Origin of the sequence: Flavobacterium sp. WC2430, from assembly GCF_040822075.1 — a bacterium.
Lineage (GTDB): Bacteria > Bacteroidota > Bacteroidia > Flavobacteriales > Flavobacteriaceae > Flavobacterium.
Genome location: NZ_CP162007.1, coordinates 2,057,722 through 2,076,934, shown reverse-complemented (window position 1 = coordinate 2,076,934; position 19,213 = coordinate 2,057,722). Strand labels below are relative to the sequence as shown.

General features: G+C 33.7%; 12 protein-coding genes. 6 read left to right on the top strand and 6 right to left on the bottom strand.

Going from position 1 to position 19,213, the window contains the following annotated elements; all coding sequences use genetic code 11:
• Positions 1-5: 5 nt before the first annotated feature.
• Together AB3G36_RS09125 and AB3G36_RS09120 are read right to left on the bottom strand one after the other, a co-directional pair.
• Positions 6-3,155, bottom strand: a complete 3,150-nt coding sequence (locus AB3G36_RS09125; RefSeq protein ID WP_367751971.1) for a SusC/RagA family TonB-linked outer membrane protein — start codon at positions 3,153-3,155, stop codon at positions 6-8.
• A 380-nt stretch (positions 3,156-3,535) separates the two neighbouring features.
• On the bottom strand, positions 3,536-4,414 hold the full coding sequence (locus AB3G36_RS09120; RefSeq protein WP_367751969.1) for a helix-turn-helix domain-containing protein: 879 nt from the start codon (positions 4,412-4,414) through the stop codon (positions 3,536-3,538).
• A 276-nt stretch (positions 4,415-4,690) separates the two neighbouring features.
• Between AB3G36_RS09120 and AB3G36_RS09115 the strand changes: the two genes are divergently transcribed.
• The 6 genes from AB3G36_RS09115 (at position 4,691) to AB3G36_RS09090 (ending at position 13,096) form a co-directional block, all read left to right on the top strand.
• Entirely contained in the window at positions 4,691-5,839 is a 1,149-nt protein-coding gene (locus AB3G36_RS09115) for a glycoside hydrolase family 26 protein (protein ID WP_367751967.1), read from the top strand.
• 29 nt (positions 5,840-5,868) lie between these two features.
• Positions 5,869-7,260, top strand: coding sequence for an MFS transporter (locus AB3G36_RS09110; protein ID WP_367751965.1), 1,392 nt, complete (start codon positions 5,869-5,871; stop codon positions 7,258-7,260).
• A 23-nt stretch (positions 7,261-7,283) separates the two neighbouring features.
• Entirely contained in the window at positions 7,284-8,480 is a 1,197-nt protein-coding gene (locus tag AB3G36_RS09105; protein WP_367751963.1) for a glycosidase, read from the top strand.
• Between the two features lie 2 nt (positions 8,481-8,482).
• Positions 8,483-9,685 (top strand): AGE family epimerase/isomerase, encoded by a 1,203-nt coding sequence (locus AB3G36_RS09100; protein ID WP_367751962.1) that lies wholly within the window; start codon positions 8,483-8,485, stop codon positions 9,683-9,685.
• 109 nt (positions 9,686-9,794) lie between these two features.
• Entirely contained in the window at positions 9,795-11,084 is a 1,290-nt protein-coding gene (locus AB3G36_RS09095) for a cellulase family glycosylhydrolase (RefSeq protein ID WP_367751960.1), read from the top strand.
• A 23-nt stretch (positions 11,085-11,107) separates the two neighbouring features.
• The gene (locus AB3G36_RS09090; RefSeq protein ID WP_367751958.1) at positions 11,108-13,096 is read left to right on the top strand and encodes a glycoside hydrolase family 97 protein; all 1,989 of its coding nucleotides are present in this window, start codon (positions 11,108-11,110) and stop codon (positions 13,094-13,096) included.
• A gap of 54 nt (positions 13,097-13,150) precedes the next feature.
• On the opposite strand, the gene AB3G36_RS09085 is transcribed toward AB3G36_RS09090, so the two are convergent.
• From AB3G36_RS09085 to AB3G36_RS09070, 4 genes are all read right to left on the bottom strand, one after another.
• Positions 13,151-14,107, bottom strand: coding sequence for an aldo/keto reductase (locus tag AB3G36_RS09085; RefSeq protein ID WP_367751956.1), 957 nt, complete (start codon positions 14,105-14,107; stop codon positions 13,151-13,153).
• Between the two features lie 125 nt (positions 14,108-14,232).
• A complete protein-coding gene (gene bglX, locus AB3G36_RS09080; RefSeq protein ID WP_367751954.1) occupies positions 14,233-16,527 on the bottom strand; it encodes a beta-glucosidase BglX in 2,295 nt (764 codons plus the stop codon).
• A 161-nt stretch (positions 16,528-16,688) separates the two neighbouring features.
• Positions 16,689-18,068, bottom strand: a complete 1,380-nt coding sequence (locus tag AB3G36_RS09075; protein WP_367751952.1) for a sialate O-acetylesterase — start codon at positions 18,066-18,068, stop codon at positions 16,689-16,691.
• A complete protein-coding gene (locus AB3G36_RS09070) occupies positions 18,058-19,152 on the bottom strand; it encodes a GDSL-type esterase/lipase family protein (RefSeq protein ID WP_367751950.1) in 1,095 nt (364 codons plus the stop codon). The genes AB3G36_RS09075 and AB3G36_RS09070 overlap by 11 nt, the downstream gene beginning before the upstream one ends.
• Positions 19,153-19,213: the final 61 nt, after the last annotated feature.

Below are 19,213 nucleotides of genomic sequence, written 5' to 3'. Positions count from 1 at the left end.
TTTTTTTAAAATTGTAAGTTTAAGCCTAATGTAAATGATTTCGCTACAGGGAAAGTTCCAAAATCTATACCTCTTGTTTGAACACCACCAGAAGTCCCATTTTGATCAGAAACTTGACCAATTTCTGGATCCCAACCAGTGTATTTTGTTAAAGTAATTAAGTTTTGACCACTCACATAAACATTCAAGTTAGTCATACCCAAATTCTTAATTATACTATCAGGAAGAGAGTAACCAAATTTTAAATTTCTTAATCTTACATATGATCCGTCTTCTATAAAATGATCAGATGCTCTATTGTTTTGATTAGAATCAATCAATGTTGCTCTAGCATATTCATTTGTAGTTCCGTCACCTCTCCAATAGTTATTGAAGTAATCAACACTAATATTAGTGTATCCATTATTGATACCAAATCCACCAAAAGACTCTTGTTCAACACGTGTGTAATTAAGAATTTTGTTTCCAAAACTTCCATTCACATCAATTCCAACAGTAAAGTTTTTATATTTGGCATTAAAGTTTAAACCACCATAAAACTTAGGAATTGGGCTACCAATAACCGTTTTATCATCAGCAGTAATTTTCCCATCTCCATTAACATCTTTAAATTTTCTATCTCCAGGAACGGTAGCTGAATTTTGATAAACACCACCTGCACTTGAATTTAAAGCATCTATTTCTGCTTGAGTTTGAAAAATTCCATCTGTTTTATAACCATAGAAAGCTCCTACATTACCACCTACATAAGATCTAGTAATATCTTGCCAGTTATCAACAAAAGAAGGAGCAAATGTCGAGCTAAATTTGACAAAATCCTCACCTCCCAAACTAGTAATTTCATTATGTATTGTAGTTAAATTTGCAGAAATATCCCAAGTAAAATCTCCTTTATTTTTTCTATAACCTACTAAAAATTCAAGACCTCTATTTACAATATTTCCAGCATTTACAGGTCCAGTTGTAAAACCAGTTTGTGCAGGTATCGTTTGATACAATAAGAAATCTCGAGATTCTTTATTAAAATAATCAACAGTAAAGAAAATTTTACCATCAAACAATTCACCATCAATACCTAAATCCGTTTGAACTTGAGTTTCCCATTTTAATTTACTATTAGCCAATCCAGTAGGTGCTAAACCAGGTGAAAGTTGTCCTCCAAAAGTATACCCAGCATCATCTCCATTTACACCATTAGCATAAATGGTTTTGTAAAGAAAAGAACCAATTCCTTTGTAATTCCCTGTTTCTCCATAACTACCTCTTAATTTCAAAACATTAAAGATACTATCATCCATGAAAGCTTCTTCATCAATATTCCAACCTGCACCAGCAGAATAAAATGGAGAGTATGGTTTCTCTAAAAATCGATCTCCAACACCATCTCTTCTTGCGGTAAGAGTTACGTAATATTTACTGTCATAACTATAATTAAATCGAGCGAACTGACTCGCTAATGTACTTGTTCGAGTATAAGCATTTGTGTAATCAATTTTACCCGCAGCAGATAAGTCTCTAATGTCATTACTTAAAAAGCTTGAACCTCTTGTTGATAAAATCTCTGAAGTTCCTCTTTGAGCAGAAACACCACCTAATAAATTAATTTTACTTTTACCAAAAGACTTTGTATAATCTAATAAACCTTCAGCTACCCAGTCATTATAAAGATTATGTGTAACTGTATAAGTAGCATTAGCCCTATTGTCAGCATTAGCTGAACTACGGAAATAAGAAGGTAAAAACTGAGCATAATTATCACTAATTGTAGTAAAACCATAATTAGCTTTAGCTGTTAACCCAGGAATGATATCGTATTCCAAACCAAAATTAGCTTGTGTTGTATATTTTGCATTATCATTGTCTTGACTTAATCCTTGTGCCAAGATGTTAGTACTTGTTGCAAATTGACTTACATCAGTAAAAGAACCATATAATCCATTACTATAAGGCAAATTAGTCCCCGTAGCATTAGATAAATAAGGCACATTTGTAAACACTTTTGCTAAATTATCATATCCACCTCCAAGTGGGGTGTAAGTAGATTGCTTATTGTATTTAATATTTGCCTTCGCTCTCAATTTGTCAGTAATATCAAAATCACCTTTCAAACCTAAATTCCATTTTTTACTTGAAGAGCCAATAACAATTCCTTCTTCATCAGTAAGTCCTGCTGTTAAAGCTATTTTAGTCTTTTCTCCACCACCTCTTATAGAAACATTATGACCTTGTCTCACTGCTGCTCTAAAAGCATAATCTTGCCAATCTACATTTGTCAAGCCAGTACCACCGTTAGCCCATTCTGGCAATGTTGAAACTCCTTGTGCTGTACCTAAACTATTAGCCAGCGTAGCAAACTGATTTACATTTAACAAATCTACTTTTTTATGCAAGTCACTAGTACTAATCCAGCTATTAACTTCTACAACTGTAGCTCCTTTTTTACCGCTTTTTGTTTGTACAATCACAACACCATTACTCGCTCTTACACCATATAGGGCAGATGCAGAAGCATCTTTCAAAATAGAAATAGATTGGATATCATTTGGATTTAAATAAGAGATATCTTCTGTTGGATACCCATCAACGATATATAATGGTGCAGTGCTACCAAAAGAACCCACCCCACGAATATTCACAGACATTCCAGATCCAGGTGCACCAGAGTCTTGTGTAATTTGTAAACCAGCCACTTTACCTTGCAAAGCTTGATCTACAGAGGTTACTGGTGTACTATTTAAACTTTCAGAATTTATGATTCCAACAGCACCAGTTAAGTCTTTCTTGGTTGTTTTACCATAAGCAACAACTACAACTTCTTCTAATTGTTTTGAATCTGTTTGTAGCGTAACATTAATTTTAGATTTACCATTAACACCAACTTCTTGGCTTACATAACCAATATAAGAGAATATCAATACATCATTTGGCTTTACACCGTTTAATTTAAAATTCCCATCAAAATCAGTAGTTGTACCGTTATTAACACCTTTCACAGCAACATTAACTCCAGGAACAGGTCCAGAAGCATCCCTAACTACACCCGAAATAGAGGTTTGAGCAAACATAAAACTACTCGTTAATAGTAAAAATAACATCAATGGAAACTTGTGGTAATTTAGTTTCCAATGAATAAAATTTGATAATAATTTTTTCATAATAAATATTTAGTTAGTTAAATTTTAAATTTCTGACACTGGTTTTCAGAAATATTTTTCATTATTAATAAGATGATAATTAATAATCAACAAATTTATAACAGAAGAAACTTTATAATTAATAGTATTATATCATTTGATGATAATATTTTAACTTTAAACCTAAAAACTATATCTATTTATAAAAAATAATGGTTTTAAATTATACAATACGTAATTTATTTATATAAAAAATACGATAAAAAGAATTAAAAATAAATGAACACAAAACAGAAGTGCTATTATAAAAGGAGTGACCTAAAAAACATAAAGTATTAAAAAAGCAAAGGCTTTCAATAGAAAGCCTTTAAAATAATCTAAAAAATATTGTTTGAACCGCGCTACAAAATACGCTTTAACCCAGAAAAATCTTCCCTATACTGACTTGGAGTACATTTTTTAATGTTTTTAAAACTCCTATTAAAATTGGCAATATTATTGAAACCTGATTTAAAAGCAATTTCCGAAATGCTAAGATCTTTTTCGACTAACCATCTTGCAGCATAACCCACTCTTATATCATTAATATAATTAACAAATGTCTTACCAGTTCTCTTTTTTATAAATCGGTTAAAAGAAATACTAGACATACTTGCCACATTAGACACTTCATCCAATGTGATTTTATCAGCAAAATTCTTTTGTACATATTCATATACCAATTTCATTTTATCATAATCTTCAAATGTATCATGATCCACTGTGAAAGTTGATAATAGTCTCTGATTCCTAGAGTTAGCAAGGTCATATAATATAGAAATTATTTCTAAAAAATAATCCATACCATCTAGTTTTGAAATCTTAACAAGACGAGAAGCCAATTCATCGGCAATTTTATTTGAAAATAAAATACCATGAATCGACCTATTGAACATATCTTTTATCGGTGTCATAATCCGCCTTGACAATAAAGCTTCATCAAATAAATCATTATGAAATTGAATAGTAATTTCATGTATCTGTTTATTTTTGCACTTATTCAATTCCCATCCATGATATAAATTAGGACCTATTAAAACCAATTCAATATCATCAATTTCTTCAATATTATCACCCACTACTCTCTTGACTCCCTTTCCGTTCTGTATAAAATTAATCTCAAATTCAGGATGATAGTGCACTGGAAAATCAAAACTATCCTTTACTCTATCAAACACTAAAAAACTATCACCTGATGAAAGTGGCGGTATTTCTCTATAAAAATTTTTAAGATTACTCATGTTAACTTTTTTTATTTGCAATAATATGATATATAATTGATAAAATAATATTAATTAAAAGCAAGTCATCCAATTACCTTTGAAAAATACATTTATCAATATTTTAAAAACTACATCAATATTAAATACGAATCATTTTTAATACTTACTATTTTTATATTTTTGATAATTACATTCCTAAAACAGTTTCTTTAAAAAAGTACTGCATCCATATTTTAAAAAAAATATGGAATATAGAGTGCCATTTTAATATTACCTCCATCAACCATCATAAACATGAAAAAGATATTTGTCGCACTTTTAACGCTTTCATACATTGGAACTTCCTGTTCCTCTAAAATTTCTTTAACTGATACTAAATTATCTATTTCTGATAAAAAAATGACATCTGAAACATTAATTTTATACCAAAAATTAACAAAATTTACAGCAAAAGGTATACTTTTTGGCCATCAGGACGATTTAGCTTATGGAGTAAACTGGAAATATGAAACGGGAAGAAGTGATGTAAAAGAACTTACTGGTGACTATCCCGCAGTTTATGGATGGGATCTAGCTGGATTAGAAAAAAAATCAGATAAAAATATTGATGGAGTTCCTTTTGACAAAATGAGACACTACATCAAAGAAGCCCATAAGAGAGGTGGTTTAGTGACGCTCAGCTGGCATTTAGACAATCCATTGACTGGCAAAGATGCTTGGGATACTACTCCAAAATCCTTGGCTTCCGCATTACCCGGAGGAGAGAGCCATGAAAAATTTAAATCGTGGTTAGATGAAGGGGTAAAATTCATTTTATCTTTAAAAGACGAAAATGGAAAAGCGATTCCCATCCTTTATCGTCCGTTTCATGAATTAACAGGGACTTGGTTTTGGTGGTGCAAAAACAATGGAAGCCCTACAGAATTTAAAACCTTGTGGAAATTTACTATTGATTATTTGCAAAAAAAGGGAGCACACAATTTAATCTATGTCTACAATACAGCCGATTTTAATAGCAAAGAAGAGTTTCTAGAATACTACCCAGGTTCTGATTATGCTGATATTTTAAGCTTTGATAAATACCAATATAGCAATCCTACCAAAGACAATTCATTTATTGAAAATTGCCAAAAACAATTTAAAATCATGGATGAAGTAGCAAAGGAGCAAAATAAAATCATGGCCTTTGCTGAAACGGGTTATGAGGCTATTCCATATGATAAATGGTGGACCAACACCCTTGTAAAAGCTATTGGTAATTATAAAATTTCTTATGTATTGGTTTGGAGAAACCACGGATGGCAAGAAAAAGAACAAAAAATGCATTACTATGCCCCTTATAAAGGACAACTCAGCGCAAAAGATTTTCTAGAGTTCTATAAGCTTGATAACATTTTATTCGAAAAAGAAGCTGCAAAAGAAAACCTATATAAAAATAATTAATTAACCCTTATTCATACAAAATCAACAAAATGCACAATAAAATAAGTATAAAAGAAAAAGTGGGTTACGGCTTAGGAGATGCTGCCTCCTCCATGTTTTGGAAAATATTCAGCATGTATCTTATGTTTTTTTACACCGATGTTTTCGGATTGGCTCCTGCTGTTGTAGGAACTATGTTTTTAATTACCCGAATATGGGATTCTTGTTTTGATCCCTTAGTAGGGATAATAGCCGACCGTACGAAAACACGTTGGGGAAAATTTAGACCTTACCTTTTATGGACTGCAATTCCTTTTGCAATAATTGGAATCTTAACCTTTTATACGCCTGATTTTGATGAAAAAGGAAAAATAATCTACGCCTATGTCACTTATTCTTTAATGATGATGGTGTATTCAATAATCAATGTTCCTTATGCCTCTCTACTTGGCGTAATGTCATCGGATAGAAAAGAACGTACTACACTTTCTTCCTATCGTATGGTTTTTGCTTTTGCTGGAAGTTTATTGGCTCTTTGGCTAATTGAACCATTGGTGAATCATTTTGGAGGAAACATGAATTCAAAAACAGGATGGTTGTATACCATAATCGTTTTTGGAATTGTTACTACCATCTTTTTTTGGGGCTGTTTTTTTCTTACCAAAGAACGAGTTCAACCTATTTCAGATGAGAAAACAAATTTGAAAGAAGACTTAAATGACCTTTGGAAAAACAAACCATGGTGGATTCTTCTAGGTGCAGGGATTGGAGCCTTAGTATTCAATTCAATCCGCGACGGTGCAGCAGTTTACTATTTTAAATATTATGTAAGCCATACTGTTAGTTATAGTTTCAACCTCTCTGGAGAAACATTTGCCATGACTCCTACCTCATTATACTTAGTTCTAGGACAAGCAGCAAATATAATAGGCGTAATTGTCGCCACTCCAATAGCGAACAAAATTGGTAAAAAAAACACCTTTTTTGGAGCGATGACATTAGCTGCAATTTTAAGCGTTGTTTTCTACTTTTTTGGAAAAGAAGATGTTTTACTAATTATGGTTTTCCAAATATTAATAAGTATTTGTGCGGGTTGCATCTTTCCTCTAATCTGGTCCATGTATGCTGACAGTGCTGATTACTCTGAATGGAAACAAGGTCGTAGAGCCACAGGGTTAGTATTCTCTGCTTCTTCTATGTCTCAAAAATTTGGTTGGACAATTGGTGGAGCAGCAACTGGATGGCTTCTTGCATTTTACGGTTTTCAAGCTAATATTGAACAATCGGCTGTGACTCAAAACGGTATCCAACTCATGCTAAGTATTCTTCCTGCTATTGCCGCAGCAATCTCAGTACTCTTTATTCTTTTTTATCCTTTGAATGAAGAAAAACTACAAATCATCGAGCAAGAACTTGATAACAAACGAAATTTAAATAAATAATAGCTGAATTAGAACTCTAAATTATGAATACAAAAAATATGACTGCTGATTTCCAAAAAAGAAAAACTGAGATTGAAAACGAATTTCAAGTTTTAATACAACAAAAAAACGAACCTAAAAAGACTGTTGGAAACGGTATCTTCACACGTTACAAAAATCCAATTCTAACAGCTAGCCATGCTCCTATTGAATGGAGATTTGATTTAAATCCAGCTACTAATCCATTATTATTAGAACGCATTGGAGTAAATGCAACTTTAAATTCTGGTGCCATGAAGTGGAACGGAAAATACATTGTTGCAGTACGCGTAGAAGGTAATGACAGAAAATCATTTATTGCAATCGCTGAAAGTCCTAATGGTATAGATAATTTTATATTTTGGGAGAAACCATGTGTATTACCTCAAATTGAAGGAAATCCAGACACTAATGTTTACGATATGCGTTTAGTAAACCACGAGGATGGATGGATTTATGGTGTTTTTTGTACGGAAAGAAAAGACACAAATGCTCCTAAAGGCGATACCAGTTCGGCTATTGCAAATGCAGGAATTGTACGTACCAAAGATTTAGTAACTTGGGAAAGATTACCTGACTTGATTTCGAATACAGGACAGCAACGTAACGTAGTATTTCATCCAGAATTTGTAAATGGAAAATATGCCGTTTACACACGTCCTCAAGATGGATTTATTGATATCGGTAACGGTGGTGGTGTAGGACTTGGTTTTATTGATGATGTTTCAAATCCTATTGTTCAAGAAGAAACCATTATTTACGGAAAGCAATATCATACTGTGTATGAACTTAAAAATGGTTTAGGTCCCGCACCAATAAAAACAGAAAAAGGATGGTTGCACCTAGCACATGGTGTTAGAAATACAGCTGCAGGACTACGTTATACGCTGTATATGTTTATGACTGATTTGAATGACATCTCTAAAGTTATCTATAAACCAGCTGGTCATTTTATGGCTCCTGAAGGTTCAGAAAGAGTGGGTGACGTATCTAATGTATTGTTCTCTAATGGATGGATTGAGGATGAAGATGGAACTGTTTTCATTTATTACGCCTCATCAGATACGAAAATGCATGTTGCCGTTTCATCTGTTGAAAAACTAGTAGATTATGTAACTAATACTCCTGAAGACACCTTTACCTCTGCAGGGTCTGTGAAAACTATTATTGAATTAGTGAATAAAAATAAAGCAATTATATAAACGTGTCTTTACAAATAAAACAATTACAATCTGAACTTACTGCCGAACTTGATTCTATCTTAGGATATTGGTCAAAATATTCATTGGATACCAAAAATGAAGGTTTCGTAGGCCAGATTGATGCAAACGAAGTAATTCATACCAAATCAGAAAAAGGTTCGGTATTGAATGCTAGAATTCTTTGGTCGTTTTCAGCTGCATACAAACAGACTAAAAAAGAGGAATACAAAACAATTGCTAAAAGAGCTTTTGATTATATTGTTGCTCATTTCTATGATACTAAATTTGGTGGTATTTTTTGGAGTCTACATCATGATGGAACTCCAAAAGACACTAAAAACCAAATCTATGCTATCGCATTTACCATTTATGGGTTAACTGAATATTACGCTATTTCTCAAGAGAAAAAAGCACTGGAAGTTGCTATATATTTGTATCAAAAAATTCAAGAGCATAGCTACGATCCTATCAACAAAGGCTATCTTGAAGCTTTTACCCGCGATTGGAAAAACATCGACGATTTGCGTTTGAGTGATAAAGATGCAAATGAGAAAAAAACCATGAATACGCATTTGCATATCGTAGAAGGTTACGCCAATTTGTATAAAGTTTGGAAGGATGAAACACTTCGCAAAGACATTATTGAATTACTACAGGTAATAGACACTCATTTTATAAATGAAGAGACAGGTCATTTGCGTTTATTTTTTGATGAAAATTGGATAGAAAAACCAGATGTCATTTCTTACGGACACGATATTGAAGCAGCTTGGCTCCTATTACAGTGCGCCGAAATAGTAGAAGATGAAGCTTTGATTGCCCGTTATAAAAAACACGCGATTCAGCTTACTGATGTTACCCTTGAAGGAATTGATGTTGATGGTGGCTTATGGTACGAACTAGAACCCGAAAGTAATGAATTAATTGCCGAAAAACACTGGTGGCCACAAGCTGAGTTGATGATTGGTTTTTTTAATACCTATGAATTAACAGGAGATAAAAACTATTTAGACGTAGTTTTAAAGAATTGGGAATTTATAAAAAAATACATTATTGATATTAAAAATGGAGAATGGCATTGGGGAATAAATGCTGATTACTCCTTAATTGATAAGGACAAAGCAGGTTTCTGGAAATGTCCGTATCACAATGGTCGTGCCTGTATAGAAGTCATAGACCGAATTACTAAAATGAATATACAATAATTTAATTATAACGGACTAGCCCAGATAGCAGTGGAAATCCTTTTATTTTTATCTTTAAAAAATAAAAGATTGAAACGGATAGGTGGAAAGAGCTCCTAAATAAAAAAACATGAAAAATTTAATTTCGAAAATAGCATTGTTTGCTTTATGCATTTCAATCACTGCCTGCTCTGCACAAAAACAAGCACCAATAACGGTAAAAGGAACTCAATTTTACAAAGGTGAAAAACCGTATTCGTATGTGGGTGCCAATTACTGGTATGGAAGTTTGTTAGGGTCTAAAAAAGTAGGAGATCGCAAACGACTACTTCGAGAATTGGATTTAATGAAGAAAAATGGCATTGACAATTTAAGAATATTAGTAGGTGCCGATGGTGGAACCTACGATTATACCGTGACTCCTGCCCTACAGTACGAACAAGGAAAATACAATGTAGACTTGCTTGACGGCCTGGATTTCTTGATTGCCGAAATGGGAAAACGCAATATGTATGCGGTTTTGTACCTGAATAACAACTGGGAATGGTCTGGGGGAATTTCGCAATATTTAGAGTGGAATGGGTATGGGAAGATTCCAAATCCTAACATCAAACCCAATACTTGGCCACAGTTTATGGATTTTGTAAAGCAATACCACAGTTGTGAACCTTGTATGGATGCTTTTGAAAATCATATTAAATTTATTTTAGGTAGAACAAATGCCTACAATAAGCAAAAATATACCCAGGATCCAGCAATTATGGCTTGGCAAGTAGGAAATGAACCACGAGTTTTGAGTGTTGATAACGAAGAAAAATTTACACTTTGGCTCAACAAAACAGTTGATTTAATTGATAGTTTAGATAAAAATCATTTGATATCAACAGGTTCAGAAGGAAAAGCAGGATCTAATGATGATTTGGCTACTTATGTGCGTACACACAAAAATCCTAAAATAGATTATTTGACAATGCACATTTGGCCTAAAAACTGGGGATGGTTTAAAGCCGAAGACGCTGAAAATACACTACCCATTGCGATTGAAAAAGCGACAGCATACATTAACGAACATATTGAAGTTGCTAAAAAATCAGGAAGACCAATTGTTATTGAAGAATTTGGTCTACCAAGAGCAGAAGAAAGTCTTTCTCCTAGTGCATCCGTGGTAAATAGAAATGCATTTTACAAAGCATTTTTTGAAAGATTAGTAAAAAGTCATACTAATAACGAAACGCTTCAAGGAGTAAATTTCTGGGGTTTTGGTGGTGAAGGACAAGCAATTAATACCTCTGGAAAATGGAATACTGGTGATACTTTTACAGCTGACCCACCACAGGAACCACAAGGCTTAAACTCCGTTTTTTCATCAGATAAACTGACGTTAGAAATAATCAAAATGTCTAATTTGAAATTGAAATAAGTTTTTATTTTTAAATCTTAGTTATGAAAAAAACAATCTATTATTTATTTGTACTTCTCTTTTTTAATGTTTCTTTTTCGCAGAAAAAACAGGATCAAGTATTACAATCTCCAAATGGAAAAATTGAAATCAACATTGCTTTAAATAAAAAAATAACTTGGACAATTAAAAATGAAAAAGAGGTTGTTTTAGCACCATCCGAAATGTCATTGACATTAAATGACGCTAACGTACTTGGCAAAAATCCAGTTCTTTTAAATGCAAAAACTGAAAAAGTAAGAGGACAATTTGATAGTCCATTTTACAAAAAGAAATCGGTAGAAAATAGTTACAACCAACTTACTTTAAACTTCAAAAATGAATTCAGTATTGAATTTCGTGCTTTTGATGATGGAGTTGCCTACCGATTTGTAACCAAAAAGAAAAAAGAAATTACGGTACAATCAGAAGAAGTAGTTTTAAATTTTGATAACGATTACAATACTTTAATGCCTTATGTAAGAGATTTAAGAAATCCTAAAGACCCTTTTATTTCTTCTTTTGAAGCCCATTATGAAAATAAAAAAATAAGTGAATTTACCAAAGACACATTGGCTTTCTTACCTTTTTTAGTAGAATTAAGAAACAATAAAAAAGCGGTTTTTCTAGAAGCAAATCTTGAAGATTATCCGGGAATGTTTGTTACCAATAACTCAGAAAAATCTGGTTTTAAAGCACGATTCCCAAACTATCCATTACAAGAAATGAATGGTGGGTTTAACAATATCAACAGGCTAATTTCTCAAAGAGCGGATTATTTAGTAAAAACCAAAGGGACTCGAAATTTCCCTTGGAGAATTGTCGTTATTTCTAACAATGATGCCGAATTAGCGAATAGTGATATGGTTCAAAAATTATCTGAACCGTCAAAAATAAAAGATATAAGTTGGATCAAACCTGGAAAAGTAGCATGGGATTGGTGGAATGATTGGAACATTTACAACATTAACTTTCAAGCAGGAATCAATACGGAAACGTATAAATATTACATTGATTTTGCTTCTCAAAACAAAGTAGAATATGTAGTTTTAGACGAAGGATGGAGTCTAGAAACAGACATCATGGAACACAATCCTAATGTAGATTTGAAAGCTTTGATTGCTTATGGTAAAGATAAAAATATAGGCATCTTGCTATGGAGTTCCTGGATGGCTTTGACCAAAAATACTGAGGCAGTTTTCAAGAATTATGCAGCCATGGGAGTTAAGGGGTTCAAAGTAGATTTCTTAGACAGAGATGATGCCAAAATGGTTCATTCCGTTTATGATATTGCTCAAAAAGCAGCTGAAAACAAACTATTGTTAGATTTTCACGGTATGTACAAACCTACAGGGATTCAAAGAACTTACCCTAATATTTTGAACTTTGAAGGAGTAAAAGGACTTGAAAACAACAAATGGACACCCAATGATGATGTTCCTACTTATGATTGCTCCATCCCTTTTATTCGAATGATAGCAGGACCAATGGATTATACTCCAGGTGCGATGAGAAATGCTACTAAAGCAGGATTTACGCCTAACCATTCACTACCTATGAGTCAAGGTACTAGATGTCATCAACTGGCTTTATACACGATTTTTGAAGCACCGTTACAAATGATGGCAGATAGCCCAACAGCCTATATGAAGGAACAAGAATCGACTGATTTCATTGCAAAAATACCAACTACTTTTGACGAAACAGTAGCATTGGATGGATCAGTTGGTAAATATGTTGTTATGGCTAGAAAAAAAGGAAGTACATGGTATTTAGGAGCTATAACCAATTGGGATTCTAGAGATATTACAATTGACTTTTCTTTCCTTGAAAAAGGAAAAACTTATGAAGCTGATTTATTTACAGATGGATTAAATGCCGACAAAGCTGCGGTTGACTACAAAAGAGAAAAAATCACTGTAGATTCTACAACAAAAATGACGTTGCACATTGCAAATGGTGGCGGATTATCAGCCATTATTTCGCCTAAATAAAATATGTCTAAAAGTAAAAAATGGAGCAAATTTTAAAATTTGCTCCATTTTTTATTATGCCAAAATACGTTCGATCTTTTCTAATTCATCCGTAGAAAAATCCAAATTTTGTAAACTATCAATATTATTATTTAATTGTCCCACAGAACTGGCGCCAATCAAAACAGAAGTGATTCTATTGTCTTTTAACAACCAAGCTAAAGCCATTTGTGCCAAAGATTGATTTCTATTTTTTGCAATTTCATTCAAAGCAACTATTTTAACGACCTTCTTGTCAGATACTTCTTCTAATTGTAAATGTCCGTTAGGATTAAAAGCACGTGAATTCTCAGGAATACCTCTTAAATATTTATCGGTAAGCAGTCCTTGTGCTAAAGGTGAGAAAGCAATACAGCCTACTCCTTTATCTTCTAAAACATCCAGTAACCCTTCCTCACAGGTGCGCACAAACATCGAATATTTTTCTTGGTGAATTAAACAAGGTGTACCTAATTGTTTCAAAATTTCAGCTGCTTGTTTCGTTTGCTCCGCTGGATAATTAGAAATTCCTGCATACAAAGCTTTACCGCTTCGTACTGCATAATCTAATGCCATCATAGTCTCTTCAAGTGGTGTATTTGGATCAAAACGATGTGAATAAAAGATATCTACATAGTCTAAATTCATTCGCTTCAAACTTTGGTCTAAACTAGACAACAAATATTTTCTAGAACCCCAATCTCCATAAGGACCTTCCCACATCTTATAACCCGCTTTTGTAGAAATTACGATTTCATCACGCAAATTTCCTTGAAAATTATTCTTTAGAATTTTTCCGAAATTACTTTCAGCCGAACCTGGAACTGGCCCATAATTGTTAGCTAAATCAAAATGAGTAATCCCTTTATCAAACGCTTCTTTGACAATATTTTCTCCGTTTTCAAAAACATCTACTGAACCAAAATTATGCCATAATCCTAAAGAAATTTGTGGCAGTAATAAACCACTTTTTCCACATCTATTGTATTCCATTGTATTAATTTAAAGATTTGATTTTCAATTTTATAATTCGTAAAATTCGCATTCTTATGTTTATAATACAAATGAACCCGACCTGTTTTTTAAGATGTCGGGTTTATTAACAGTATTTTAAAATTTTATTTTATCTCAAAAGCACTTTCCAAACCTTTGTCTGAGCTTCCTCCTACCATTATTTTAAAAGTTCCTGGTTCCACCAAATAATTACCGTCGTTATCAAAGAAACCCAATTCTTTATCAGTTAAAGTTAAGGTTACCGTTTTAGTTTCTCCTTTTTTCAAGTCTACTAATTCAAATCCTTTCAGTTCTTTTACTGGTCTCGCTAAACTAGCAACATCATCATGAATGTACAATTGCACAACCTCTTTACCATCATAATTCCCTGTATTAGTAATATCTACAGAAACTTTTACCGCTTCTCCTAAAGCAATAGCTGTTTTATCTAATTTTAATTTTTTGTACTCAAAAGTCGAATAACTTAATCCAAAACCAAAAGGAAATTGTGGCGTTTTCTCTACATCAGTATAATGAGACCAAAAAACATTTCCTTCTCCATTAGTAGGTCTTCCTGTACTGTAATTGTTATAATAAATTGGTACCTGACCTACATTTCTTGGGAATGACATTGGTAATTTACCACTTGGGTTATAATCTCCGTACAAAACTTGAGCTACAGCATTACCGGTTTGTGTCCCTAAGTGCCAAGCTTCTACAATGGATGGAATATGTTCTGCTGCCCAAGGTAAAGCTAAAGGTCTACCGTTGTTTAAAACCAAAACAATATTGGGATTTACTTTATATATTTCTTCTAATAATTCTTGTTGTAAACCTGGTAAATTAAGGTTCGTTCTACTACGTCCTTCACCAGATTGAAAACCGTGTTCTCCCAATACCATTACTACAACATCGGCAGTTGTAGCTACTTTTTTGGCAGCCTCAAACCCACTTTTATCAGTTGTATTGAAAACCAACTCTTCAACAAATGCTGTTTTTCCAATAGTCAAGTCAGTACCTTTTTCAAAAGTCAATTCGTTTCCTTTGTATTGTTGCATTCCTTCTAGAACAGAAACCGCTGTGTTATCATCAGATGCGATTCTCCAACTTCCTAAAGGGCTATTTTTATCATTTGCCAATGCACCAATCAAAGCAATTTTTTGTCCTGATTTTTTTAGCGGAAGCAAATTAGACTCATTCTTCAACAACACAATTGATTTTTTGGCCATGTCCAAAACTCCTTCATTATTGGCTTTATTTCCAATAGTTGCTTTTTCCCGTTTCTCGTCGCAGTACTTATAAGGATCATCAAATAATCCCAATTCAAATTTCACTCTTAAAATTCGGCGTACCGCATCATCAACTAACGCTTCTTGAACTTTTCCTTCTTGAACTAATTTTGCCAATTCAGCCACATACATATACGATTCCATATCCATATCTGAACCTGCTGTCACTGCTTTTTGTGTTGCATCTGCACCATCTTTTGCATAACCATGAATTATCATTTCCTTAACTGAAGCCCAGTCTGAAACCACAAATCCGTCAAAATTCCATTTTCCTTTCAAAATATCTCTCTGCAAGAAACTATTTCCTGTAGCAGGAATACCGTTCAAAATGTTAAACGAGTTCATAAACGTACGAACACCCGCTTCTGTAGCCGCATGAAACGGAGGTAAAACTTCATTATACAATCTTGAATTACTAATATCTACTGTATTGTATTCCTTCCCTGCTTCGGCAAAACCATAAGCCGCAAAATGTTTGGCACAAGCCGCAATTGTGTTTACTTTTAACAAATCAGCTCTAGTATCACCTTGAAAACCGGTAACTCTAGCAATCGCTATTTTACTTCCTAAATAGGCATCTTCCCCTGCTCCTTCCATAACACGACCCCAACGCGCATCATGAGAAACGTCTACATTAGGTCCAAAAGTCCAGTTGATTCCCACTGCCGATGCTTCGGCTGCAGCAACTTGAGCCGATTTTTTTATCGCTTCCATATCCCAACTCGCTGCTTCAGCAAGTGGAATTGGACTCAAGGTTTTATACCCGTGAATTACATCAAAGCCTATGATTAACGGAATCCCTAAACGCGTTTCTTCCACAGCAATTTTTTGCACTGCTTTTACTTCCTTCACTCCACGAACGGATAACATAGATCCAACTAACCCAGCGCGCAAATGCTTGTATTTTAGTTCAGCATTTCCTTCTTTTGGCGCTGGTCCAGTCACTTCCCAAAAACCGTTGTATTGATTCATTTGCCCTACTTTTTCCTCCAGTGTCATTTGTTTCATTAACAAATTAATACGTTCCTCAGTAGGTTTTGTTTTATCTAAATAAGATTTTTTTTGTGCATTCATAGTTCCAATGGTAATCAGGGTAAAAATCCCCGTTGTAATTAATTTTTTAGTGTTCATAAATTAGGTTGGTTTTTTATTTTTGGGCGTGACCCTTCGTAAAAACTTCGGGTCGGGCTATTCGGCTTTATCTCTCCACTACGCTACGAGGATATCGCCTACTATCCCTCACGCAGCATCTGCGTAATTAAGCTGCATTTTTTTGTCAATAATCACTTATATTATTCACTCAAAAATGACGAAGCAGGTAAATTAGCTTTATTAAATAAGTTCGATTGTGCAGTATTTGTCCATGTAAAACGAACTTTTAAAGGATGCGGTACTTTATTTGATTTTAAAATAACCGTATTGTTTTTTATGCTAGCCTCTGCAGTATAAAACACATTATCCGCACCTGCAATTTCAAATTGATTTGATTTTTTGGCAGAAAAATGCAATCCATCAGCATAATCAAAAGCTACAATAACTTTATTCTTTTCTATTTTAATGTCTTTATAAAGTGGCCCATTAACTAAATCTGAATTGGTTTTATAAGTATTTACCAAAGCCAAATTGGCTAATCGCTTTCCTACAGATTTCTTGTCTTTTGGGTGAATATCATCTATTGGTGAAATATCACTAGTCATTGCCATCCCTACATTCGGAACTTCTTGCAACACTTTGCGCTGCGCATTTCTAATTTCAACACCACCAAAATGATCTTCTCCATATTGATAAGGTGCGATTTGCACGTAATAAAAAGGAAACTCGTAATTCCATAACTTTCTCCAAGAAGTAATCAAAGCCGAAAAGGTTTTATCATAAACCGATGAACCGACATTTGATTCTCCTTGATACCAAATCACACCTGCAATTTTAAATCCAGCCAAAGGATAAATCATGGCATTAAAAGCGCGTCCCGGTTGGTTTGGCCCATAGGTTTCTTCTTTTCTTGTTTTGGCACTTTCAAGTAAAACGGCATCTTTTTGAATGACTTCTTCCGGCATCCAAATCTCCGCTGGCGTACCTCCCCAGTTAGACGAAATCAAACCTATTGGCACATTTTTTAAATCTTCTTGTAAGCGTTTGGCAAAGAAATAACCTGTAGCGCTAAAATTTTTCATGGTCTCTGGCGCACATTCCGTCCAATTACCAGACACATTATTTTGTGGTGTAGCAGCTGTCAATTTAGGTATCGAAAAAAATCGAATATTGGGATTCATTGCCTTTTTTACTGCTTCATCACCATTCTCAATTCCCCAAGCTGCTGACATCTCCATATTGGATTGTCCAGAGCAAATCCAAACTTCGCCTATCAAAATATTCTTCAATACAATTTCGTTGTATCCTTTTATGGAAATAGTATAAGGTCCACCTTCTTTTGGAGTAGGTATTTTAACTTCCCATTTTGCTTGATTTGAAGCTTTAATTTTATACACCTCATTATTCCAACTCGGACTGATAACTACTTCTTCCTGTGGATTCGCCCAACCCCAAATGGCAACTTCGGTATTGCGCTGCAACACCATATTATCCGAAAACAAATTGGGTAGCGTCACATTTGCAAAAGCAGAAGAAGAAAGCGTTAGAAAAAGTATAAAAGCAATTAAATTATTTTTCATCTAGTATTTTTTTTAAAAATGGAGTCAATTGGCTTGCCATGATTTTGTCATCGGCAATATCAGGATGTGAACCACAACCGTTTGGTTGCATCGATTGAAATTCAAATAAAGCAATGGTTTTATGTTCTGTATCATTTTCAAAAGCTTGAATTACTTTTTTCAAACAACGTACTAATACTACATTTCTATCTCCAGAAACCATAGGGCTGTTCAACAATACAATTCTAGTATTAGGTGTATGTTGATATACCGTTTTGATAAAAGCGATATAATTTGAAACGTATTTATCTTCACTAAATGGTAACCTTTCTTTTTTACCATCACCATCTGAGAGGTCATTTGTTCCCAAACAAATACTCACTAAATCAGGCTGGAAAGCAAAATCATAAGGCTTTGAAGTATTGGTATCCAAATTCAAATTTTCATATACATCAGGAATATTAGGCTCCTCTTTATGATCGTCATTCCAGTTGCGATACATCCCATACCCAGAAACAGAACTCAATACATAATCTACATCTAAACTACGAGCAACTATAGCTCCATAGGCCCAATATCCATTATGCTGATCAAACCAACCTCCCGTCCCACAAGGAATTTCGGCCGTGTCGTTTCCAAATCCAGAGGTAATAGAATCACCTATATATTCAATTTTCTTTCGGTTTGGCGTGGTACTTTTTATCAATTTTGCAGTAGTTCCTATGAACATAACCCCACCTGTTGAAGCTTCGGTTGCTTTATAAATGGCAAGATGGTGTGTTTTTTTATTGGTAGTAACTTTTACAGGAAATGTCTGCGCTATCCCTTTTTCGATTCGAATTCGGCCTATATAATTCCCATCCAATTCCAAGGCAATAAAACTATGTTGATCTATCACATTTTGTAAAAATATTTTACACGTCTTTCCAACAAAATCAAAGGAAACAGATGAAGCTGCACTAATCAAAATTACTTTATTATTGTCTTGTAATTCGACTCTCCCCGAATAGTGATAAAAACTAGATTTCACCTTGGCATCTTGCGCCATAGAAAAAACAGAAACTGATAAGAATAAAATTAAAAATCTATATTTTTTCAAAATCATAATTTATGGGTTAAATAAAAACATATGTCACAAACTTATCTATTTTGTCTATTTATTAAAG

Coding starts and splice junctions, on each gene's coding strand:
- AB3G36_RS09125 (WP_367751971.1), bottom strand. CDS start 3,155: ATGAAAAAATTATTATCAAATTTTATTCATTGGAAACTAAATTACCAC.
- AB3G36_RS09120 (WP_367751969.1), bottom strand. CDS start 4,414: ATGAGTAATCTTAAAAATTTTTATAGAGAAATACCGCCACTTTCATCA.
- AB3G36_RS09115 (WP_367751967.1), top strand. CDS start 4,691: ATGAAAAAGATATTTGTCGCACTTTTAACGCTTTCATACATTGGAACT.
- AB3G36_RS09110 (WP_367751965.1), top strand. CDS start 5,869: ATGCACAATAAAATAAGTATAAAAGAAAAAGTGGGTTACGGCTTAGGA.
- AB3G36_RS09105 (WP_367751963.1), top strand. CDS start 7,284: ATGAATACAAAAAATATGACTGCTGATTTCCAAAAAAGAAAAACTGAG.
- AB3G36_RS09095 (WP_367751960.1), top strand. CDS start 9,795: ATGAAAAATTTAATTTCGAAAATAGCATTGTTTGCTTTATGCATTTCA.
- AB3G36_RS09090 (WP_367751958.1), top strand. CDS start 11,108: ATGAAAAAAACAATCTATTATTTATTTGTACTTCTCTTTTTTAATGTT.
- AB3G36_RS09085 (WP_367751956.1), bottom strand. CDS start 14,107: ATGGAATACAATAGATGTGGAAAAAGTGGTTTATTACTGCCACAAATT.
- bglX (WP_367751954.1), bottom strand. CDS start 16,527: ATGAACACTAAAAAATTAATTACAACGGGGATTTTTACCCTGATTACC.
- AB3G36_RS09075 (WP_367751952.1), bottom strand. CDS start 18,068: ATGAAAAATAATTTAATTGCTTTTATACTTTTTCTAACGCTTTCTTCT.
- AB3G36_RS09070 (WP_367751950.1), bottom strand. CDS start 19,152: ATGATTTTGAAAAAATATAGATTTTTAATTTTATTCTTATCAGTTTCT.